Origin of the sequence: Bradyrhizobium sp. UNPF46 (assembly GCF_006658625.1) — a bacterium.
GTDB classification, from domain to species: Bacteria; Pseudomonadota; Alphaproteobacteria; order Rhizobiales; family Xanthobacteraceae; genus Bradyrhizobium; species Bradyrhizobium nitroreducens.
Genome location: NZ_LFJB01000060.1, coordinates 113,640 through 132,436, shown reverse-complemented (window position 1 = coordinate 132,436; position 18,797 = coordinate 113,640). Strand labels below are relative to the sequence as shown.

General features: G+C 65.3%; 18 protein-coding genes. 10 read left to right on the top strand and 8 right to left on the bottom strand.

Features of this window, described 5'->3' with window-relative positions:
- Window positions 1-196: 196 nt before the first annotated feature.
- From UNPF46_RS23760 to UNPF46_RS23745, 3 genes are all read right to left on the bottom strand, one after another.
- Window positions 197-1,297 carry an alkene reductase gene (locus UNPF46_RS23760; RefSeq protein ID WP_142251624.1) on the bottom strand — a complete coding sequence of 367 codons (1,101 nt, stop codon included), beginning with the start codon at window positions 1,295-1,297 and terminating at the stop codon, window positions 197-199.
- A gap of 179 nt (window positions 1,298-1,476) precedes the next feature.
- On the bottom strand, window positions 1,477-1,980 hold the full coding sequence (locus UNPF46_RS23755; protein ID WP_100176343.1) for a DUF1993 domain-containing protein: 504 nt from the start codon (window positions 1,978-1,980) through the stop codon (window positions 1,477-1,479).
- Between the two features lie 271 nt (window positions 1,981-2,251).
- Window positions 2,252-3,553, bottom strand: a complete 1,302-nt coding sequence (locus UNPF46_RS23745; RefSeq protein WP_142251622.1) for a lytic murein transglycosylase — start codon at window positions 3,551-3,553, stop codon at window positions 2,252-2,254.
- Between the two features lie 186 nt (window positions 3,554-3,739).
- Between UNPF46_RS23745 and htpX the strand changes: the two genes are divergently transcribed.
- Window positions 3,740-4,687, top strand: a complete 948-nt coding sequence (htpX, locus tag UNPF46_RS23740; RefSeq protein WP_142251621.1) for a zinc metalloprotease HtpX — start codon at window positions 3,740-3,742, stop codon at window positions 4,685-4,687.
- A 132-nt stretch (window positions 4,688-4,819) separates the two neighbouring features.
- Window positions 4,820-5,461 (top strand): tetratricopeptide repeat protein, encoded by a 642-nt coding sequence (locus UNPF46_RS23735; RefSeq protein WP_174718852.1) that lies wholly within the window; start codon window positions 4,820-4,822, stop codon window positions 5,459-5,461.
- A 159-nt stretch (window positions 5,462-5,620) separates the two neighbouring features.
- On the opposite strand, the gene UNPF46_RS23730 is transcribed toward UNPF46_RS23735, so the two are convergent.
- Both UNPF46_RS23730 and UNPF46_RS23725 read right to left on the bottom strand, forming a co-directional pair.
- Window positions 5,621-5,974: a valine--tRNA ligase gene (locus UNPF46_RS23730; protein WP_100176339.1), complete on the bottom strand. Its 354-nt coding sequence runs from the start codon at window positions 5,972-5,974 to the stop codon at window positions 5,621-5,623.
- A 163-nt stretch (window positions 5,975-6,137) separates the two neighbouring features.
- Window positions 6,138-6,938: a zinc-dependent peptidase gene (locus tag UNPF46_RS23725; RefSeq protein WP_142251620.1), complete on the bottom strand. Its 801-nt coding sequence runs from the start codon at window positions 6,936-6,938 to the stop codon at window positions 6,138-6,140.
- A 229-nt stretch (window positions 6,939-7,167) separates the two neighbouring features.
- On the opposite strand from UNPF46_RS23725, the gene UNPF46_RS23720 reads away from it, so the two are divergent.
- The gene (locus tag UNPF46_RS23720; RefSeq protein WP_142251619.1) at window positions 7,168-7,461 is read left to right on the top strand and encodes an antibiotic biosynthesis monooxygenase; all 294 of its coding nucleotides are present in this window, start codon (window positions 7,168-7,170) and stop codon (window positions 7,459-7,461) included.
- A 155-nt stretch (window positions 7,462-7,616) separates the two neighbouring features.
- Here the strand turns inward: UNPF46_RS23720 and UNPF46_RS23715 are convergent, their stop codons facing one another.
- Window positions 7,617-9,062 carry a helix-turn-helix domain-containing protein gene (locus tag UNPF46_RS23715; protein ID WP_100176337.1) on the bottom strand — a complete coding sequence of 482 codons (1,446 nt, stop codon included), beginning with the start codon at window positions 9,060-9,062 and terminating at the stop codon, window positions 7,617-7,619.
- A gap of 231 nt (window positions 9,063-9,293) precedes the next feature.
- Here UNPF46_RS23715 and UNPF46_RS23710 point away from each other — a divergent pair, with 231 nt between their 5' ends.
- The 3 genes from UNPF46_RS23710 (at window position 9,294) to UNPF46_RS23700 (ending at window position 11,917) form a co-directional block, all read left to right on the top strand.
- Window positions 9,294-10,928 carry an isocitrate lyase gene (locus UNPF46_RS23710; RefSeq protein ID WP_100176336.1) on the top strand — a complete coding sequence of 545 codons (1,635 nt, stop codon included), beginning with the start codon at window positions 9,294-9,296 and terminating at the stop codon, window positions 10,926-10,928.
- A 29-nt stretch (window positions 10,929-10,957) separates the two neighbouring features.
- Window positions 10,958-11,167 carry a DUF4170 domain-containing protein gene (locus UNPF46_RS23705; RefSeq protein WP_100176335.1) on the top strand — a complete coding sequence of 70 codons (210 nt, stop codon included), beginning with the start codon at window positions 10,958-10,960 and terminating at the stop codon, window positions 11,165-11,167.
- Between the two features lie 195 nt (window positions 11,168-11,362).
- Window positions 11,363-11,917 (top strand): hypothetical protein, encoded by a 555-nt coding sequence (locus UNPF46_RS23700; protein ID WP_100176334.1) that lies wholly within the window; start codon window positions 11,363-11,365, stop codon window positions 11,915-11,917.
- Window positions 11,918-12,036: 119 nt separating this feature from the next.
- Here the strand turns inward: UNPF46_RS23700 and UNPF46_RS23695 are convergent, their stop codons facing one another.
- Complete coding sequence (locus UNPF46_RS23695; RefSeq protein WP_142251626.1) at window positions 12,037-12,918, bottom strand: metallophosphoesterase family protein; 882 nt, start codon at window positions 12,916-12,918, stop codon at window positions 12,037-12,039.
- A 107-nt stretch (window positions 12,919-13,025) separates the two neighbouring features.
- Between UNPF46_RS23695 and UNPF46_RS23690 the strand changes: the two genes are divergently transcribed.
- The 4 genes from UNPF46_RS23690 to UNPF46_RS23675 are packed head-to-tail and all read left to right on the top strand — an operon-like array spanning window position 13,026 to window position 16,202.
- The gene (locus UNPF46_RS23690) at window positions 13,026-13,517 is read left to right on the top strand and encodes an NUDIX domain-containing protein (RefSeq protein ID WP_100176333.1); all 492 of its coding nucleotides are present in this window, start codon (window positions 13,026-13,028) and stop codon (window positions 13,515-13,517) included.
- A gap of 42 nt (window positions 13,518-13,559) precedes the next feature.
- Window positions 13,560-14,696, top strand: coding sequence for a hypothetical protein (locus UNPF46_RS23685; protein ID WP_142251618.1), 1,137 nt, complete (start codon window positions 13,560-13,562; stop codon window positions 14,694-14,696).
- On the top strand, window positions 14,693-15,628 hold the full coding sequence (locus UNPF46_RS23680) for a glycosyltransferase family 2 protein (RefSeq protein WP_100176331.1): 936 nt from the start codon (window positions 14,693-14,695) through the stop codon (window positions 15,626-15,628). The genes UNPF46_RS23685 and UNPF46_RS23680 overlap by 4 nt, the downstream gene beginning before the upstream one ends.
- Before the next feature lie 55 nt (window positions 15,629-15,683).
- Window positions 15,684-16,202 carry a GNAT family N-acetyltransferase gene (locus tag UNPF46_RS23675; RefSeq protein WP_100176330.1) on the top strand — a complete coding sequence of 173 codons (519 nt, stop codon included), beginning with the start codon at window positions 15,684-15,686 and terminating at the stop codon, window positions 16,200-16,202.
- A gap of 121 nt (window positions 16,203-16,323) precedes the next feature.
- Here UNPF46_RS23675 and UNPF46_RS23670 read toward each other — a convergent pair whose 3' ends face one another.
- Entirely contained in the window at window positions 16,324-18,693 is a 2,370-nt protein-coding gene (locus tag UNPF46_RS23670) for a TonB-dependent receptor (protein ID WP_142251617.1), read from the bottom strand.
- Window positions 18,694-18,797: the final 104 nt, after the last annotated feature.

The following is an 18,797-nucleotide window of genomic DNA, read 5'->3' as shown; positions in this document are numbered from 1 at the left end:
GGCCTCCCGAATCGACCAATCCAGCCCATCTTGATGTGTCAGCTATGTCTCCGAACACCTGTCAGTGATCTGTCCGGTCTAAACAGGAAGCGGGCAATCCAGTATTCCAGAGACGGCCGTGATTGAATCGAGAGGCCGCGGCGTACTGGATGCCCCTTCGGTTCGCGGGGCATGACGGTTGTCGTGTGGAGGGTGGCTACTCCGCCGGTTCGGCCGCCAGCGTCGGGTAATCCGTGTAGCCCTTGGCGCCGCCGCCGTAGAACGTGTTCTTGTCCCAATCGTTCAGCGCGGCGCCCTGCTTCAGCCGCTCGACGAGGTCGGGGTTGGAGATGAACGGCTTGCCGAAGGCGATGAGATCGGCCGCGTTGGCGTCCAGCACCTTGGTGGCGAGATCGAAGTCGTAGCCGTTGTTGGCGACGTAGGCGCCGGCAAAGCGCTTACGCAAGGCTGCATAGTCGAACGGCGCGATATCGCGCGGCCCGCCCGTGGCACCTTCGACCACATGGAGATAGACCAGCTTGAGCGCGCTGAGCCCGTCGACGATGTGATCGTACAGCGCCTGCGGGTTGGAATCCGAGATGTCGTTGGCCGGCGTCACCGGCGAGATGCGGATACCGGTACGATCGGCACCGGCTTCAGCCACGACGGCCTTGGACACCTCCAGCATCAGCCGCGCGCGGTTCTCGATCGAGCCGCCATAGGCATCGGTGCGCTTGTTGGTGCCGTCCTTGGCGAACTGCTCGAGCAGATAGCCGTTGGCGCCGTGGATCTCGACGCCGTCGAAGCCGGCTTCCAGCGCGTTCTTCGTGGCGCGCCTGAAGTCGTCGATAATCCCCGGAATTTCGGAGAGCTCGAGCGCACGCGGCTCGGAGACGTCGGCGAAGCCGCCGTTCACGAAGGTCTTGCCCTTGGCGCGGATCGCGCTCGGCGCCACCGGGGCGGCACCGTTCGCCTGGAGGTCGACATGCGAGATGCGGCCGACATGCCAGAGCTGGATGAAGATCTTGCCGCCGCGCGCATGAACCTTGTCGGTGACCTTGCGCCAGCCGGCGACCTGGTCCTTGGAATAGATGCCGGGGGTGTCCTGGTAGCCCTGGCCCTGCTGCGAGACCTGGCTTGCTTCGGTGATCAGGAGACCTGCGGAGGCGCGCTGGCCGTAATAGTCGGCCGCGAGCGCACCGGGCACGAACGTGCCAGGTACGGCGCGGTTACGCGTTAGCGGCGCCATGACGAGGCGGTTGGCCAGCGTGATCGGGCCGAGCTTGTAGGTCTCAAACAATTTGGTCGAACGGCTCATGGGGAATGCTTCCAGGCGGTGAGAGGTCCGGAACACTTGTGCATCGCGGCAATCAGCGCAAGGTGGGAGCCATACGGAAAGTGCAGGCGAGCTACGCGGTAGGGACCGCGTAGCATATTTCATGTGCAATTCCGGCCACCGCAGCAGCATCCTGCTGTCCGGCCGTGCGATTGCGCAAATCAGTTCAGGCCCATGAAATCGCGCTTGCCGATCTCGACGCCGTTGTGGCGCAAAATGCCGTGGGCAGTCGCGCAGTGGAAATAGAAGTTCGGCAGCGAGAAGGCGCTGAGGAATTGTTGGCCCTTCAGGGTCGTGGTCTTATCGGGCCCGCTCGGGAAGGTGACGTCCTTGCTCTCGGCCCCCTCGAACTGCTCGGGCTTGAACGACTTCACGTAGTCGATCGTCTTCGCCAGCCGCTGCTTCAATTCCGCAAAGCTGGTCTCGGTGTCGGGGGTCGAGGGCACCTCGCTATGGGTCAGCCGCGCGCAGCCCTTGGTGGCGAAATCGCTGACGAGCTGGATCTGCCGCGACAGCGGCAGCATGTCCGGAAACAGGCGGGAGCCGAGCAACACGCTCGGGTCGATCTTTTTCGCCGCGCAATGCGCCTCGGCTTTGGTGAGCAGCCCGGTCATGCTGTTCAGCATCTGCAAATAGGCGGGAACGACGGCGTCGTAGAAGGACATGTGATGCTCGCTTGTGAATGGGAAATCTCAGGAGAAAACCTGAGCCACTCACATGGGAGCCTCATGGAAAAATACAATCGCGCAAAGCCGCTTGTGCGATGCGAAAATTCTATCGCGCCACAGCTCCGCTGTCGTCGTCTCCGCACGCTTCGCAGTCATCGCCGGCCTGACCGGGCGATCCAGTACTCCGCGGCGGGAATTGTGCGAACCAACTATGGCTGCGGCGTACTGGATGCCCCGGTCAAGCCGGGGCATGACAGCGAATGGAGCTTTACCGCACGGTCCCCGCCGGCTGGGCCTGCGCCGTGCCGCCCCGCATGCGGGCGAGCAGCTCGGCGGTCGGCCAGGAATCGGCGGGCAGGCCGAACTTGACCTGCATCGCCTTCACGGCGGCGCGGCTCTGCTGGCCCAGCACGCCGTCGACCTTGCCGACATTGAAGCCGGCACGCACCAGGAGCTGCTGCAATTCCTTGAGCTCGTTGAACGGCAGCTGCGGCACCGGTTGGGCCGGTTTGCGCATGGGGGCGGCGCCCGCGATGCGCGAGGCGAGATAGCCCGCCGTCGTCGAATAGATCAGCGAGTTATTCCACTCGGTGTAGGCGGCGAAATTGGCGTAGGCCATGAAAGCCGGACCGAAGCGTCCCATCGGCAGCAGCACGGACGCCGCGAGATTGTCGTTCGGCAGCGGTCGTCCGTCGGGATAGGTGACGCCGAGCTGCGCCCAGGTCGAGCGCGGCTCGCGCACCGTGAGATCAGTCTTCTCCCACGGCAGGTTCGGCGGCACCTTGATCTCTTCCAGCCAAGGCTCGCCGCGCCGCCATTTCAGGCCGTTGGCGATGTAGTTCGCGGTCGAGCCGATCACGTCGGCGCCCGAGCGCAGCAGGTCGCGCCGTCCGTCGCCGTCATAGTCGACGGCATAGTTGACATAGTGCACGGGCAGGAACTGGGTCTGCCCGAGCTCGCCGGCCCAGGAGCCGATCATCTCGTCGGGATGCAGGTCGCCGCGGTCGATGATCTTCAGCGCGGCGATGGTCTCGTTCACGAACATCTCGGAGCGTCGGCAGTCATAGGCGAGCGACACCAGCGACTTCAGCGTCGGCAGATTGCCCATGTTGGCGCCGAAGTCGCTCTCCAGGCCCCAGAATGCGGCGATCACCGCCGGCGGCACGCCGTATTCCTTCTCGGCGCGCGCGAATGCGGCGGCGTGTTGCTTGATGTGCTGCTGGCCGTTCTGCATCCGATAGGGCGCGGCCATGCGTCCGGCGAATTCGGTGAAGAGCTGGCCGAACACCCGCTGGCCGCGGTCGCGATTGACGATGCCCTGGTCGTAGACGAGATAGGGCGAGGCCTCCGCGATCGTCCGCTGCGACACGCCGGCGGCGACCGCTTGTTGCTTCACGTCGGACAGGAAACGATCGAAGCTCGCGCCGTTATGGCATGAGGCGGCGCGGGGCGAGGGGGCCGTTGCTCTGGGCGCTGCGGTCCTTCCGGGCGGCTGCTGGAGCTGGGCGGAGGCGGGAAAGGACAGCGCAGCGAAAGCAACGGCCGCGATCGCAAGTCGGGTCTGGAGCATGGAGTTTCCGGCGGGGAGGGAACGCTTGGATTCTGGACGAAGTTTAATGGAAGTATGGTGCGCGAACCAGTGCCGCGGCTCCGCGACGCACCTCGAAACCTTGCACTCCGGCCGTGCTCATCCCTACCTCATCCTTGCCGGCCTGCGGACGCCTCCAGCGGCCGCGGCTGGCCCCAGGAGACGGCCATGAACTATCTTCGTACCGCAATGCTGCTTGCCGGCCTGACCGCTCTGTTCATGGGCGTCGGCTATCTGATCGGCGGTGCCTCAGGCGCCATGATCGCGCTCGTCATTGCCGCCGCGACCAATCTCTTCACCTACTGGAACTCCGATCGCATGGTGCTGTCGATGTACGGCGCCCATCAGGTCGACCGTTCGACCGCGCCGGAGCTGGTCGGGCTCGTCGCCGAGCTTGCGGGCCGGGCGGGCCTGCCGATGCCGCGCGTGTTCCTGATGGACGAGGCCCAGCCGAACGCCTTCGCGACCGGCCGCAACCCCGAGAACGCTGCGGTCGCCGTCACCACCGGCCTGATGCGCCAGCTCAGCCACGAGGAGCTCGCCGGCGTGATCGCGCATGAGCTTGCCCATATCAAGAACCACGACACGCTGCTGATGACCATCACTGCGACCATTGCCGGCGCGATCTCGATGCTGGCGCAGTTCGGCATGTTCTTCGGCGGCAATCGCGAGAACAACAATGGTCTCGGCGTCGTCGGCTCAATCCTGATGATGATCCTCGCCCCGCTGGGCGCCATGCTGGTGCAGATGGCGATCAGCCGCACCCGCGAATATGCCGCGGATAATCTCGGTGCGCGCATCGCGGGACAGCCGATGTGGTTGGCCTCGGCGCTGGTGAAGATCGAGGGGGCCGCGCATCAGGTGCCGAACTACGAGGCCGAGCGAAACCCGGCGACCGCGCACATGTTCATCATCAACCCGCTGTCGGGTCATGGCGTGGACAATCTGTTCGCCACCCATCCCTCGACGCAGAACCGTATTGCCGCGCTTCGGCAGCTTGCGGCCGAGCTCGGCGCGCGGGCCGCTCCGTCGGTCGGTGCCAACGAGAATTATCCCCCGCGCGGCCCGTGGGGGCGCTCCTCGTCGCGTGGTCCCTCGCGTGGCCCCTGGGGCTGACGGAACTTCGAAGGGAGATTCGCGCTTTGTGACCTGCCGCACACAGGATCGTCCCGGCCGGTGCTAACAGCGGGGGAGATGCTTTCTTCGAAAGGGGATGCGTGGCCGGCAAAATGCCGGTCGCCGTCGAAGATGACAAGAACTGTCGTGCCATTGCTGATCGTCCTGTGTGTGCTCATCGGTTTGTCGACGCACATGGTCGTCAATTGCGGTGACGAGGACGAGCCCGACGTCTGCTCGGCCGTGATCGGCTTCTCGCCGTTGCGGGGATCGCTGATCGCCTTTGCCTATGAGGGGCGCGGACGGATCGCGCTGCGGCATGGCGACTTCAAGCGGGCGATCGCCGATTTCGACGAGGCCATTCACCTCAACCCCAACCGCGCTGCGCTCTATCGCGACCGCGCGATGGCGCGCCGTCTGAACGGCGACTTCGAGCTCGCCATCGCCGACTATGACGAGGCGATCGCGCATGATCCCAGGCTCGCCGCACCCTATCACCAGCGCGGCCTCGCGCTCGCCGCCACCGGCGATCTCGATCGCGCCATCCTGAGCTACAATACGGCGGTCCGCCTCGATCCCAGAGATGCCGAGGCCCGCCTCGACCGCGGCCTGGCATTCCTCGCCCGCGGCCAGGCCGACGACGCGCGTGCCGATTTCGAGGCGGCGCTGGCGCTGCCATCCGGCAAGGACGGCCGCGCCCGCGAAGCCGCCCGCGCCAAGCTCGCCGAACTGGCGAGCGCCGAGCCGGCCCAGGTCTCGGGGCCGAGGAGGTGAGAGGAGTCTCTCCGCGGAGTCCGGAATCGGAGGGGTGACAAAGGCGCCCTTGCGCCGTGCCCACGATCTCTTCAATACGGCAACAGGCGCGTGGGCACGCTTCGCTTTGCCCATTACGATGCTGCCCCTCTCACAAGGGGAGAAGGAAGAAACCAGCAGCTACTTCGCCTTCTTGGCTTTCGCTTTCTTCGCCTTGGCGGCCTTCTTCGGCGCCTTCTCGGCCTTCGTCTTCTCCGCCTTCACCGCGATGGGAGTGCTGGCGGCGATCCGCATCGAGCGGGCATAGCTGTCGGCGACGTTGTCGGCGGACATCTGCAGGCGCTTGGCGGCAGCAATGGCCTGCTCCAGGGTGGCCTTGGCCATCATCTTGAAGCGGTCGGCGGTCTCCTTGCTCTTGGCCTTGGCCGCCAGGCCGTTGAAGCGATCCCGCCGCTCCTTGGCACGGGTCATCAGGCCCGTATGCAACTGCTTGGCCAGCTGCCGGATCACGACATCCAGGTCGGCGTCCGCCATGTTCTCTTATCCTCTTCGAAAAACGCTATCGATGCGGGCGGGACTATGCAGATCGGGCCCTGCCTTGGCAATTCCCGGCTGTGAATCATCCGCAGCTTCCACCGGCCAAAACTGAAAAAGCCGCGCAGATCGCGCGGCTTTTTGCGTGTCGGTCGGGGGCGCCTCACTGCAGCGAGGCAACCGGGCCGTTTGCCGCCGTCGGCGCGGGGTCGAACCCGAACACGCCGACCAGATATTTGTAATAGTCCGGCATCTTCTCCTTGAGCGCCTCGCGCGACTTCGGATCGTGGAATTCGCTCTTTCCGGAGAGGAAGATGCTGGCGGTGACCGCGAAGAATTCCATGGGGTTCTTCAGCGCGTAGGATTCCTTGGGCAACTGGTCCTTGGACTTGGCCAGGGCATAATAGGTGATCACGCCCTTGTTCGCATAGCCGTCCGGCAGCAGCCGCGCGTGATAGGCGTGGAGCAGCTCATGCAGCAGCACGGCCTCCTTCTCGTAGCGCATCATGTCCGGCCGCAGCATGATCACGCCGAGCCCGGAATCGACCGCGAGGTCGACGGCGTTCGGATTGGTCCAGCGCTGCTTGTTCGGATCCCACACCGTCAGCGTCCGTGGAACGGTGCGGCGGATGTCGGGCGTGACCCGGCCGTAGCACGCGGTCGCGGCGCCTTCGTCCAGGCAGGCCAGCTCGCTGGCGACGATCGGCACGGTATGGAAGAAACGCAGCACGCGCGGCGACAGGCCCGCGCCTTCGACCAGGTCGATCTGCTGCTTCAGATTGTCGGTGAGCTTGTCGACGTCCTTGCGGTCGGAATTCTCCGACAGGTCGAACATGTAGCCGCGGTAGCTCTGGAAGCCCGGCGGCAGCGGCTGCGCCGCGTCGGCCTCGAGCGATCCGGCACGAGTTGGACCGGCAAAGAGCGCGCCGACGATGGTCGCGGTCAGCAGCAACGCAATGCGCATGATGAACCCCCTGATGTCACTTCGCCCGGCAGAATAGGCCGCCGTTGTTTGCGAAAAGTGAGTGGGGCGAGACTAAGGCGCCGATGTTGAGGCGTGCTTAACCGTTGGTTGCAGAACGCTGCAATGGATTAGTGCGGGGTTAACCACGCATGGATCGGGAGCGCACTTCGGCGTAACATCGGCTCCGGGCCCAGAGCCCGAAAGTCCAGACAGCCGAAGGGAGGATGCCATGTATGCCGCCATCCGTCAGGCCAAGGCGAAAAGCGGGAGCGCGGAAGAGCTGGCGCGCCGCATCAAGGACGGCGCCGTTCCGATCATCAGCGACGTCGACGGCTTCCGCGCCTATTACGTCGTCTATGCCGGCGACGACACCGTCACCGCGATCTCCATCTTCGACAAGTTCGAGCAGGCCGAGGAAGCGAACAGGCGCGCGGTCGCCTGGATCGAGAAGGATCTCGGCCCGTTGCTGGCAGGACATGCGAGCGCGGCCGCGGGGCCGGTGATCGTGCACACGCTGGCGTGAGGCGTTCTCGTGCCCCGGACGCAGCGCAGCGCCCCTTCGGCGGTGCGCTGCAGAGCCGGGGCCCATGCGAGAGGGCAATTCGCAGCTGCTGGGTCCCGGCTCTGCGCAGCAGCGCAAGCGCTGCAGCGCGTCCGGGACACGAGAGCTGAATACCGTCACAACTCCCGCGCATTCGAGAACGCAAAACTCGACACCCGCCGCGTTGTCTCGTCCAAAATCAGCGTGCGCGTGATCGGCGGTTCGGCGCGCTGGGCGCAGTTTTCGCGCTCGCAGAGGCGGCAATTGACGCCGATCGGCGTGCCCTCGGTCTTCTCGAGGTCCATGCCGGCGGCATAGGTCAGACGCGCGGCGTGGCGGATCTCGCAGCCGAGGCCGATGGCGAAGCGCGGCTGCGGCAGCGGGTGTGGCGCGACGGGGCGGCGCACCATCTGCGCGATCGAGAAATAGCGCGTGCCGTCGGACAGCTCGATCACCTGCTTGAGCAGGCGATCGGGCGTGTCGAAGGTCGAGTGCACGTTCCACAACGGACAGGTGCCGCCGAACTTCGAGAACGGGAAGGTGCCGGAGGAAAAGCGCTTGGACACGTTGCCGGCATTGTCGACGCGGAGCAGGAAGAACGGAATGCCGCGCGCATTCGGTCGCTGCAGGGTGGTGAGGCGGTGGCAGACCTGCTCGAAGCCGGAATTGAAGCGCTGAGCCAGCACGTGGATGTCATAGTTGAGCGCCTCGGCGGCGGCCAGAAATGCCGGATAGGGCATCATCACGGCAGCAGCAAAGTAGTTGCCGAGCGTGATGCGGAACAGGCGGCGCGGGGCGTCGTCGAGCGGTCCGGCGCGGCCGATGATGGTCTCCAGGGCTTGTGCGCATTCCCCTAAGCCGAGCTGGAAGGCGAGCTGGAACGCGCGGCCGGGCGGATCGACCAGCTCCGAGATCAGGAGCTGGCGGCGGTGGCGGTCGAAACGCCTGAGCGTCTCCCGCATCACGTCGACGGGCATGATGCGGGTCTGGATCGAATGCTTTTCCCGCAAGCGCGCCGCGAGCGCGGCATACAGTCCCTCGGCCGGAACGTTCAGCTCGTCGCGAAGATTCTCCGCGGCCTGCTCCAGCTCCGGAAAATAATTGCGGTTGGCCTCGATCAGCTCGCGCACGCGCTCGACCGGATTGGCCTCATAGCGCGTGCCGACGTCGCGGTCGGCCATTTGCGCGGCCGCCAGCGTCTCGCCCTGGCGGGCCTCGGTATAGGCCGCGTAGAGACGCTGCAGCGCATGGGTGACGCCGGGGCAGAGCTCGGCGAGGTCGCGCAGCTCCTGCTTGGGCACGTCGATCTGGCGGAACAAGGGATCGGAGAAGATCTCGTTCAGCTCGGCGAAGAAGCGGTCCTCGTCGGCGCTGGCGAGATCGCGCAGATCGAGGTCGTAGGTCTCAGCCAGCCGCAGCAGGATCTGCGCCGTCACCGGTCGCTGGTTCCGCTCGATCAGGTTGACATAGCTCGGCGAGATCCCGAGCCCCTCGGCGATCTGGGTCTGTGACAGTCCCAATTGCTGTCGGATGCGCCGGAAACGCGGGCCGACGAACAGTTTCTTCCCGGATTCGGCGGCCATGTCTTTCGATCTCCATCGGCATCAAGGACAGCTTTGCTGACCTATATATTTACAAAATTTACAAAATGACATCTATTACATGTTCTTATGTTACATGACATCACCAATAAAAGACAAGCCATCTGTACGAAGTTTCCCTTTTCGCGTTTACCTCCTGACACGCATCTCGCAATGCAGTGTCAAGAATGTCGATGGCAAGCCATCGCCATCGTCAGCGAAAGGATCAGGCACATGAACTATCAGCCCCGCGGCATCAGCACCCTCCAGGGCCCGTCCTCGTATCTGGACGAGGTCAAGGCGGCCCAGGCGCTCCTCGAGACCCAGCCCACCTGGAATGGCGTGTCGGCCGAGGCCGTCGCCCGCATGCGCCTGCAGAACCGTTTCAAGACCGGCCTCGACGTCGCCCGCTACACCGCGGCGCTGATGCGGGCCGACATGGCCGCCTATGACAAGGACCCCACGAAGTACACCCAGTCGCTGGGTTGCTGGCACGGCTTCATCGCCCAGCAGAAGCTGATCTCGGTCAAGAAGCATTTCGGCGGCAAGACCGACCGTACCTATCTGTACCTCTCGGGCTGGATGATCGCGGCGCTGCGCTCCGAGTTCGGCCCGCTGCCCGACCAGTCGATGCACGAGAAGACCTCGGTGCCGGCGCTGATCGAGGAGCTCTACACCTTCCTGCGTCAGGCCGACTCCCGTGAGCTCAACGACATCTTCCGCCTGCTCGACAAGGCCCGCAAGGAAGGCGACAAGACCCGCGAGAAGGAGCTGATCGCGCAGATCGACAACTTCCAGACCCATGTCGTCCCCGTCATCGCCGACATCGACGCCGGCTTCGGCAACGCGGAAGCGACCTATCTGCTCGCCAAGAAGATGATCGAAGCGGGTGCCTGCGCGCTGCAGATCGAGAACCAGGTCTCGGACGAGAAGCAGTGCGGTCACCAGGACGGCAAGGTCACCGTGCCGCACGAGGTCTTCCTGGCGAAGATCCGTGCCTGCCGCCATGCGTTCCTCGAGCTCGGCGTCGAAGACGGCATCATCGTCACCCGCACCGACTCGCTCGGCGCCGGCCTGACGCAGCAGATCGCCGTCAGCCACAAGCCGGGCGACATCGGCGACCAGTACAACAGCTTCCTCGATTGCGAGGAAATCACCGCTGAGAACGCCCGCAACGGCGACGTCATCATCAACCGCAACGGCAAGTTGATGCGTCCGAAGCGGCTGCCCTCCAACCTCTACCAGTTCCGCTCCGGCACCGGCGCAGACCGCTGCGTGCTCGATTGCATCACCTCGCTGCAGAACGGCGCCGACCTGCTCTGGATCGAGACCGAGAAGCCGCATATCGAGCAGATCGCCAGCATGGTCGACCGCATCCGCAAGGTCGTCCCCAACGCGAAGCTCGCCTACAACAACTCGCCGTCGTTCAACTGGACGCTCAACTTCCGTTGGCAGGTGTTCGATGCCTGGAAGGAAGCCGGCAAGGACGTCAGCAAGTACAACCGTGCCGAACTGATGAAGGCGGAGTACGACGACACGCCGCTGGGCAAGGAAGCCGACGACCGCATCCGCACCTTCCAGGCGGATTCGGCCAAGCGCGCCGGTATCTTCCACCACCTGATCACGTTGCCGACCTACCACACGGCGGCGCTCTCGACCGACAATCTCGCCCGCGAGTATTTCGGCGAGCAGGGCATGCTGGGCTACGTCAAGAACGTCCAGCGCGCCGAGATCCGTCAGGGCATCGCCTGCGTGAAGCACCAGAACATGGCCGGCTCCGACATCGGTGACGACCACAAGGAGTACTTCGCGGGCGAGGCTGCCCTGAAGGCGGGCGGTGCTCACAACACGATGAACCAGTTCGGCTAACGAATCTCGACTTCGACAGGAGACTGACAATGACCAAAGGCAGCAATTTCTGGGTGATCGGCGGCGAGTTCGGTTCGATGAACTTCCACAAGCTCGTGGAAGGCTCGGCCCAGGTCAAAGGCCCCTTCAAGACCCGCAAGGAGGCCGAGGACTGCTGGAAGGAAGTCTCGGAAGAGAGCCGCCACAAGGCCGGCGTCCGCTTCTCGATCGTGGAAGAGCCCGCGCGCGTGTCGGCCTAAGGGCCGGCAGCCGATCTGACTTAAGAAGACGTCCAAGGACGGATGGTCCCATCCAGGCTTTGCCTGGGTGGGATCGTCTGTTTTTGGCACAGGTGAAACGCCTGTGGGCGCCCCTAAGCCTCTGGAATTGTGGGTCTTTGCGGAGGGTGTGGTTGCTGATAGGTTAATGCGGATAAGTCGAGGACGAGGCCGCCTATGTCAGAGCCCGAGACCAGCGGGACCCATCCCGGCCAGCCGCGCCCGGTGCGGCTGCGCGATGCACTGCTGCGCGCGCGGATCGAGGCCGCCGACCGGACCGGCGTCGTCGTCGATCTCCGCGACGCCGAGGTGGCGCGGCTCGAGATCCTCAACGACGCGCTCGATCCCCTGTTCGCGCAGGTGCCCGACCGGATCGATTTGTTCGACCGCGGCATCAGTCAGGGCGATACGCCGAGACTCTGGATCGACGTCGTCGCTCACATCGTGATGGGGCGCGACAAGCGGATGTACCGTTTCGTTCAGGACACCCGGTTCGGCCGCATCGTGCTCGCCGAATCGCACGACACCGCTGCCATCGTCGAAGCCGTGACCGACTATGTCGCGCGCCGCATGGTCGAGCGCGAGCGCGCGATGGTGATCCCGCCCGAACCGCAAGCACCGGCCGCGGAGCAGCCGGCCCGTTCGCGCTTCTGGCCGTTCGTGTTCGGCTTCGTGCTGGGCGCAGCCGCGCTGTTTGGGTTCGCGGTGCTGGCGGCGTTGCGGAGCTGGTGATCGTTTGCTCTGTCATTCCGGGGCATGCGAAGCATGAACCCGGAATCCATCGAGCCGCCGCGCTTGCGGGTAGATGGATTCCGGGCTCGCGCTGCCGCGCGCCTCGGAATGACGGCGAACTAAATCAACCGCGCATGCTTGATCTGCCCGATCTGAAATCCCGCGCCGAGCCCGCGCACCGTCTGCTCGCAGCGCCAGCCGGCATTGTCCTTCTCGATCGTGAACAGATTATACGCCGCCGCCGGATAGTGCCCGTGCGCGAGCGCGGAAGCCGAGGGCACCCCGAGCACGGGAATGTTGCCGTTCGGACCTTCGACCCATATCGTCGAATGAATGTGGTCGTGCCCGTGCAGGACCAGCTCGACTCCATGACGCTTCAGCAGTGCCAGCAGGGCGGGCGCGTCCGTCATCCGTTTCTGCCGTGCGGACGACTTCAGCGGATGATGCACCAGCAGCACGCGGAAGACGTCCTCGGCGGCGAGGCTCTCGAGGAGCGCTTCGAGCGCTGCGAGCTGATCGCGCCCGAGCGCGCCCGTCGCCATCAGCGGCAGGGTCGGCACCGCCGTCGACAGGCTGATCAGCGCCAGCGGCCCGCGCCGACGCACCGAGGGAAAACCGATGCGGCCGTCGTCGCCTGTGAGATAGGGCGCAAAGGTCTCGCCGAAGCGATGAAAGGTGGCGCGGACATAGGCGTCGTGATTGCCCGGGATCGTGGTGACGCGGTCGGGCGGTCCGACATCGTCGAGCCAGGCGCGGGCAGGGGCGAACTCGGCTTCCAGCGCCAAATTGACGAGATCGCCCGTCACCGCGATGTGGTCGGGCGCCTGCGCCTTCATGTCGGCGACCAGCGCGTCGAGCACCTCGCGGCGCTGGTACTTGTGGCGGTTGCGCGTCCAGTTGACGTAGCCGAGCGCGCGCTTGCCCGCGAGCTCGATCAGCCGCGGCTTCGGCAAGGGCGCGAGATGCGGATCGGACAGATGGGCGAGCGTGAAGGGGGCCAGTGTGTTGGGAGTCATGGCGCGCGATTGCCTCGCTATTGCTCTGCTGTAATGGCAAGGTCGCAGGGAACGCGCAAGCAGGGCCTGAACCGGGGCATCGAGGAAGCCTGATGGGAGAACGTCTGAACCGGATCCGACGGAAATGCGAGCCGCTGCTGCGGCGATTCTTCCACGCCTATTTCCTCGTCGTCCGCGGCATGACCCTCGGCGTCCGCGCCGTGGTGCTGGACGCCGAAAATCGGGTGTTCCTGGTCAGGCACAGCTATGTCAGCGGCTGGCACCTGCCCGGCGGCGGCGTCGATTTCGGCGAGACCATGGAGCAGGCGATGCGGCGCGAGCTCAAGGAGGAGGGCGATATCGACCTCACCGGCGCGGCCGAGCTGCACGGCATCTTCCTCAACAGCCACGTCTCCCGCCGCGACCATGTCGCCATCTACGTGGTCAGGCAGTTCAGGCAGGACCGCCTGCCCGCGCCCAACCGCGAGATCGTCGAATGCGGGTTCTTCGCGATCAATGCGCTGCCGGAGGGGACCACATCCGGTACGCGGCTGCGGATCGCGGAGGTGCTGGACGGCCAGCCGCCGATTGCGACGTGGCGCTGAGGGCGGCCTGTGCTAGTAAGCTGCCCGAAAGAGCGCCACCGGATGAAGATTGCCAAGCTCGCCTTCGGCCTGATCTGCCTTGCGATCCTCGCCAGCAACATCGTCACGATGTCGCGCTGGAGCGAGGCGCGCGGGGTCTATGACGACATCTGCTATCTCCGGCAGGCGCATCTGTTCCAGCGCCTCGGCGTCGGCGGGCTCAACACCAATGTCGCGCTGGACTACGATCATTATTTCGAAGGCAAGCTGAAGGAGATCGCGTTCGCCGAGTGGAGCGACCAGATGCGCTGGCCGTGCCACAATCCGATGCCGAATGGCAAGATCGTGATGCAATATCCGCCGGGCACCGGATTCCTCTTGGCGTTGTTTCCGGAAGGCCATCAGGTTGTGCCGCTCTATGTTGCTGCCAGCCTGATCGTCTGCGGCCTCGCGCTATCGGGCATCGCCATGGCGCGCACGCTGCCGTCGGTCGTCGTTGCCGGCCTGTTCGGCGCGCTCACGGTCTATCTCATGATCAACCCCGCGAAGGCGAGCTATTCGGTCGCGCCGACCATGGCCTTGTGCGCCGTCACGGGCTTCCTGACGGCGCTGTGGCTGAGCAGGGACAAGCGCAGCGTCCTGCTGGTTGCGCTGATCGGCCTTCTGCTCGGCGCGTCCGTCAATTTCAGACTGCCGAACACGCTGCTCGCGGCCGGCTATTTCCTGTTCCTCGGCATTCCATTCCTGTGGACGCGTTCGCTCGCGACGTTCGTGCAGGGCCTCGGCTTCGGTGCCGGCGTGATCGTCGGCATGATGCCGACATTGATCGCCCAGGCCATCAATGCCGGCAGCCCGCTGGCCACCACCTATGGCAGCGTCGACGTGGTCGCGCCGGCCTTCGATCTTGTCGTGCTCGGCCATTATCTGCGCGACATGCAATTCGTGCTGATCGTGCTGGCGATCGGTTCTACGGCCTGGCTGCTGCGGGTGGGTGAGGGCAGCGTGCGGCAGGTGGCCCTCGTCGTCGCCGGCAATCTCGCCGTCAACCTCGTCTTCTTCCTCAGTCATCCGATCTTCACGTCCTATTACATCGTGCCGATCGCCATGCTCTCGCTGTGGAGCGTCTCGTTCGCCTGGCTGATGCAGCAGGCCGCGCCGCTCGGGCGCGAGCCGGCAAGCCTCGAGGCGTCGTCGCGATGACCTCAACGCAACTCCGGATCGCGGTGCTGGTGCCCTGCTACAATGAGGAAGCGGCGGTCGGGACCGTCGTTGCCGATTTCCGCAAGGCGCTGCCGTCGGCCACGATCTACGTCTATGACAACAATTCGCGCGACCGCACCGCAACGCTCGCGCGCGACGCGGGTGCGATCGTGCGCAGCGAGCGCCGGCAGGGCAAGGGCCACGTCGTGCGCCGCATGTTCGCCGACGTCGAGGCCGACGTCTATGTGCTGGTCGACGGCGACGCCACCTACGACGCACCGAGCGCGCCGCGCATGATCGACAGGCTGCTCGACGATCACCTCGACATGGTCGTCGGCCTTCGCGTCGATCAGGTCCAGGCCGCCTACCGGCTCGGCCACCGCACCGGCAACCGCATGCTGACCGGCTTTCTGGCGTCGACCTTCGGTCACGCCTTCAAGGACATACTGTCCGGCTACCGGGTGTTCTCGCGCCGCTTCGTCAAGTCCTTTCCGGTTCTCTCCGACGGCTTCGAGATCGAGACCGAGCTGGCCGTCTATGCGCTGGAACTCTCCCTGCCCGTTGCCGAGATCGAGACCCCCTATTACGCGCGCCCGGAAGGCTCGTTCTCCAAGCTCAACACCTGGCGCGACGGGTTTCGCATCCTCGGCACCATGCTCAAGCTCTACCGCTCGGAGCGGCCGCTGCGCTTCTTCACGGCGATCGGAATCCTGCTGGCGGTGGCCGCGGTGATCCTTGCGATCCCGGTTCTGATCACCTTCATCGAGACCGGCCTCGTGCCGCGCCTGCCTACCGCGGTGCTGGCGATGGGCCTGATGATCATGGCCCTGCTCTCGGTGTCGTCGGGGCTCGTTCTCGACACGGTGACGCGAGGACGGCGGGAGATGAAGATGCTGGCCTACCTGTCCCAACCGGCGTTGAAAAGGAGCTGAGCGGCTTTGCTGCCCAATGGACCGCGCTGCGTTCAGGTGCTATCCCGCGATTGACATGACTGATCTTTCACTCACCATTCTTCCCGAAGCCGCCGGCGATGCTCAGGCGATCGAGCGGCTGCATGAACGTACCTTCGGTCCCGGCCGCTTCGTGCTCAGCGCCTACCGAATCCGCGAGCATGTCGACCATCTGCTCGAATTGTCGTTCACCGCCCGCATTGGCACGCTGCTGGTCGGCTCCGTCAGGCAATTGCCGGTGCTGGTCGGCGAGACGCCGGCGCTACTGCTCGGGCCGCTCACGGTCGAGCCGCCGTTCCGCGGCCGCGGTGTCGGCCGTCTGCTGATGGAGCGCGCGCTGAAGGACGCGAAGGCGAAAGGCCACCGCCTCGTGCTGCTGGTCGGCGACGAGCCCTATTACAGCCGGGTCGGCTTCAAGCCGGTCCCGAAGGGCCGCGTCACCATGCCGGGTCCGGTGGACGCGGCGCGCATCCTGGTGTTCGAGCTCGTCGATGGCGCCTTCGAAGGTGTGTCGGGAGCGGTGGGCCCCGACTGGAGCAAGGCGCGAGTCGGGTAGGCCGACCCGCGGCAGTGCGTAGCCCGGATGGAGCGAAGCGCAATCCGGGAAACCTGTTGCTCCTGAGGCGCTGCGCCCGGATGTCGCTGCGCTCCATCCGGGCTACGGCGCTCGCAATGACCTAGAACTTGAAGTTCGCGAACGCGCGCACGCCGATGCCGGGCATCAACACCTCGTCCTTGGTGTAGGACACGGAGTTGCGGATGTTCTCGTTGAGGAGATTGTTGCCGACGATGCCGGCCATCATCTCGCGCGCGCCGAACCAGTTGCGGTCGAGCTTGGTCTTGTAGCTCACCTCGGCCTTCAGCAGATTATAGCCCGCCGTCGGCGTCTCCGCGATCACGGCGACGTTGTTCTGCGCGAAGGCGTGCAGCAGGTTGACGCGCATCAGCCAGTTGTCGTCGCGCCAGAACACGCCGCCGCCCATCCGCATCGGCGGAATCCGCGGCACGTTGGTGCCGTCGCTGAAGGTGGCGCGGACCATGTCGAACTGGTTCTCGATGCCCCAGATGCCGCCCTGGAAGGCGGCGACGTCGAGCTGCGACTGGAATTCGCCGCCGCGGAAATTGGCATTGCGCTGCGAATACACTGCCTGGTTCAGCTCGGCACCCGGATTGCCGCAGGATGCGAAGTCGTCGTCGCAGGACACGCCGGTGAGGCGGCGGTAGATGAAATTGTCGAAATGCGTGTAGTAGACGGTCGCCTCGAAGCGGAACGGCCCCCTCGCCCTGCGCACGCCGAGCTCGACCGATTTGGCGGTCTCGATGGTGAGGTTTGGATTGCCGATGTCGAAGGTCGCAGTCGCATCGTGGCCGCCGCGGGAAAACAGCTCGGCCGCCTTCGGCGCGCGCTCGACATATTGCGCGGTGATGCTGCCGACCATGCCGCCCGGCAGGTCCTGCAACAGGCCGATGCTGCCGCTCTTCGGCGTGAACGACGGATTACGCGCGATGCCCGCCTGCGGCGTGCCGTCGGGCAAATAATCGGTCGGGAAGTTTGGCGTCGTGCCGTGCAGCTCGACATGCTCGATGCGGCCTGCGATCTGCGCTCGCGTCGCTTCCGTGAACTTGAACTCGTTGAAGGCGTAGCCCGCAACGCGGTTGCTGTTGTTCGGGTCCCACAACCCGTTGAACAGCGTGCCGGGATTGTCAGGGCTCGGCGCGCTCAATTCCTGATGCCCGACCTGGAAGCCCAGCGCCGTCGTCACTTCGGCGAAGCGCGCGTTGAACGGCATCAGCTGCACCTCGGTGCGGATTTCCTGCTCCTTGTTGGTGAAGGTCTGGCGGATACCGTCGCTGTTGAGATTGGCGGGATCGGCAAGGCCGATCTCGTTGTGCCGGTAGTCGGTCGCGCCGGCCCAGAAGCGGATCGTGTCGATCGCGAGCGCGTCGGGGCGGTACTCGCCCTTGACGTTGATCTTGGTCTGGTGGCCGTCGATCCGCGTGTTGTGGTCGGCGCCGTCGATGCCGGGGATGTGGTAGAGCGAGTCGTTCTGCGTGATCGACGCGCCGATATACCCGCCCTGGAAGAAATAGGAGCCGCCGATCGAGGCGCCGTCCGAGCGCGTCGCCGAGTTGGGCTGGCGCCCGTTTACGGAGCGCGACTGGTCGTTCAGATAGGGATAGCCGGGGATGGAATAGTCGGAGGTCGTGCGGCCGTAGGCGTCGGCGTGGAAGGCAAAATTGCCGCCGCCGGTGTCGAGCAGCACGCCGCTTTCGACGCCGCGATCGACCGACGAGAACGCGGTGCGCGTCTCGGCGGTGACGCAAGGCGATGTCGCTGCGCCTGCGAGCGGCGCCTTGGTCGGCAGGCCGTAAGCCTGGAACGACGGTGCGCAGGACGGCAGCGCGTCCGGAATCCGGTTGTTGGTGGCGCTGACGACACCGCCGATCGAGGTCGAGCCGTAGCGCAGCGCCGCCGGCCCGCGCACCACCTCGACCTGGTTGGTCGCGAGCGGATCGATCGGGACGAAATGATCCTCGCCAAGGTCGGATGCGCCGCCGGAATTGGTGCCGTTCTCGACGATGCCGACGCGATTGACGTCGAGACCCCGGATGATCGGTCGGCTGGAGGCGCCGGGTGCGAAGCTCGATCCGGTGATGCCGGGCTTGGAGAACAGGAGATCGCCGAGCTGGCCGCCGCCCTCGCGGCGGATCTCCTCGTTCGGCACCACGGTGACCGTCGCGAACTGGTTGGTCACCACGGGCAGCACGCCCTGCTGGGGTGCGGCGGGCGCGGAGCTTGCCGGCGTTGTGTCCGCGGTCTGCTCGCGGTTGCGCGTCCGTGCGGTCCGCGTGCCGCGGCCTGCGTTACGGGACGGCACCACCGCTCTGCGCACGATCGGGCTCGGCGCCGTCACGGTGACGGCCGGGATCTCCGTCGACGATTTGTCTTGCGCAGGTGCTTGCGCGAACGCGGGGGAAGCGGCGGCGCCGAGCAGGAGCAGGCTTGCTCCGCCAAGACGCTGCGCGCGTCGCAATTGAAATGACATGGTCCTGATTCCAGTCAGGCGCCGTCCGGAAGATGCTTGCTGATCGGAGGCGGCCTGCCGTCGCGGTACGACGGAATTCGACTTCAACGGATCCCAGGCCATCG

Bases quoted from the DNA above. Each gene is read 5' to 3' on its own strand.
- UNPF46_RS23760 (WP_142251624.1), bottom strand. From the start codon at position 1,297: ATGAGCCGTTCGACCAAATTGTTTGAGACCTACAAGCTCGGCCCGATC.
- UNPF46_RS23755 (WP_100176343.1), bottom strand. From the start codon at position 1,980: ATGTCCTTCTACGACGCCGTCGTTCCCGCCTATTTGCAGATGCTGAAC.
- UNPF46_RS23745 (WP_142251622.1), bottom strand. From the start codon at position 3,553: ATGCTCCAGACCCGACTTGCGATCGCGGCCGTTGCTTTCGCTGCGCTG.
- htpX (WP_142251621.1), top strand. From the start codon at position 3,740: ATGAACTATCTTCGTACCGCAATGCTGCTTGCCGGCCTGACCGCTCTG.
- UNPF46_RS23735 (WP_174718852.1), top strand. From the start codon at position 4,820: ATGACAAGAACTGTCGTGCCATTGCTGATCGTCCTGTGTGTGCTCATC.
- UNPF46_RS23730 (WP_100176339.1), bottom strand. From the start codon at position 5,974: ATGGCGGACGCCGACCTGGATGTCGTGATCCGGCAGCTGGCCAAGCAG.
- UNPF46_RS23725 (WP_142251620.1), bottom strand. From the start codon at position 6,938: ATGCGCATTGCGTTGCTGCTGACCGCGACCATCGTCGGCGCGCTCTTT.
- UNPF46_RS23720 (WP_142251619.1), top strand. From the start codon at position 7,168: ATGTATGCCGCCATCCGTCAGGCCAAGGCGAAAAGCGGGAGCGCGGAA.
- UNPF46_RS23715 (WP_100176337.1), bottom strand. From the start codon at position 9,062: ATGGCCGCCGAATCCGGGAAGAAACTGTTCGTCGGCCCGCGTTTCCGG.
- UNPF46_RS23710 (WP_100176336.1), top strand. From the start codon at position 9,294: ATGAACTATCAGCCCCGCGGCATCAGCACCCTCCAGGGCCCGTCCTCG.
- UNPF46_RS23705 (WP_100176335.1), top strand. From the start codon at position 10,958: ATGACCAAAGGCAGCAATTTCTGGGTGATCGGCGGCGAGTTCGGTTCG.
- UNPF46_RS23700 (WP_100176334.1), top strand. From the start codon at position 11,363: ATGTCAGAGCCCGAGACCAGCGGGACCCATCCCGGCCAGCCGCGCCCG.
- UNPF46_RS23690 (WP_100176333.1), top strand. From the start codon at position 13,026: ATGGGAGAACGTCTGAACCGGATCCGACGGAAATGCGAGCCGCTGCTG.
- UNPF46_RS23685 (WP_142251618.1), top strand. From the start codon at position 13,560: ATGAAGATTGCCAAGCTCGCCTTCGGCCTGATCTGCCTTGCGATCCTC.
- UNPF46_RS23680 (WP_100176331.1), top strand. From the start codon at position 14,693: ATGACCTCAACGCAACTCCGGATCGCGGTGCTGGTGCCCTGCTACAAT.
- UNPF46_RS23675 (WP_100176330.1), top strand. From the start codon at position 15,684: ATGACTGATCTTTCACTCACCATTCTTCCCGAAGCCGCCGGCGATGCT.
- UNPF46_RS23670 (WP_142251617.1), bottom strand. From the start codon at position 18,693: ATGTCATTTCAATTGCGACGCGCGCAGCGTCTTGGCGGAGCAAGCCTG.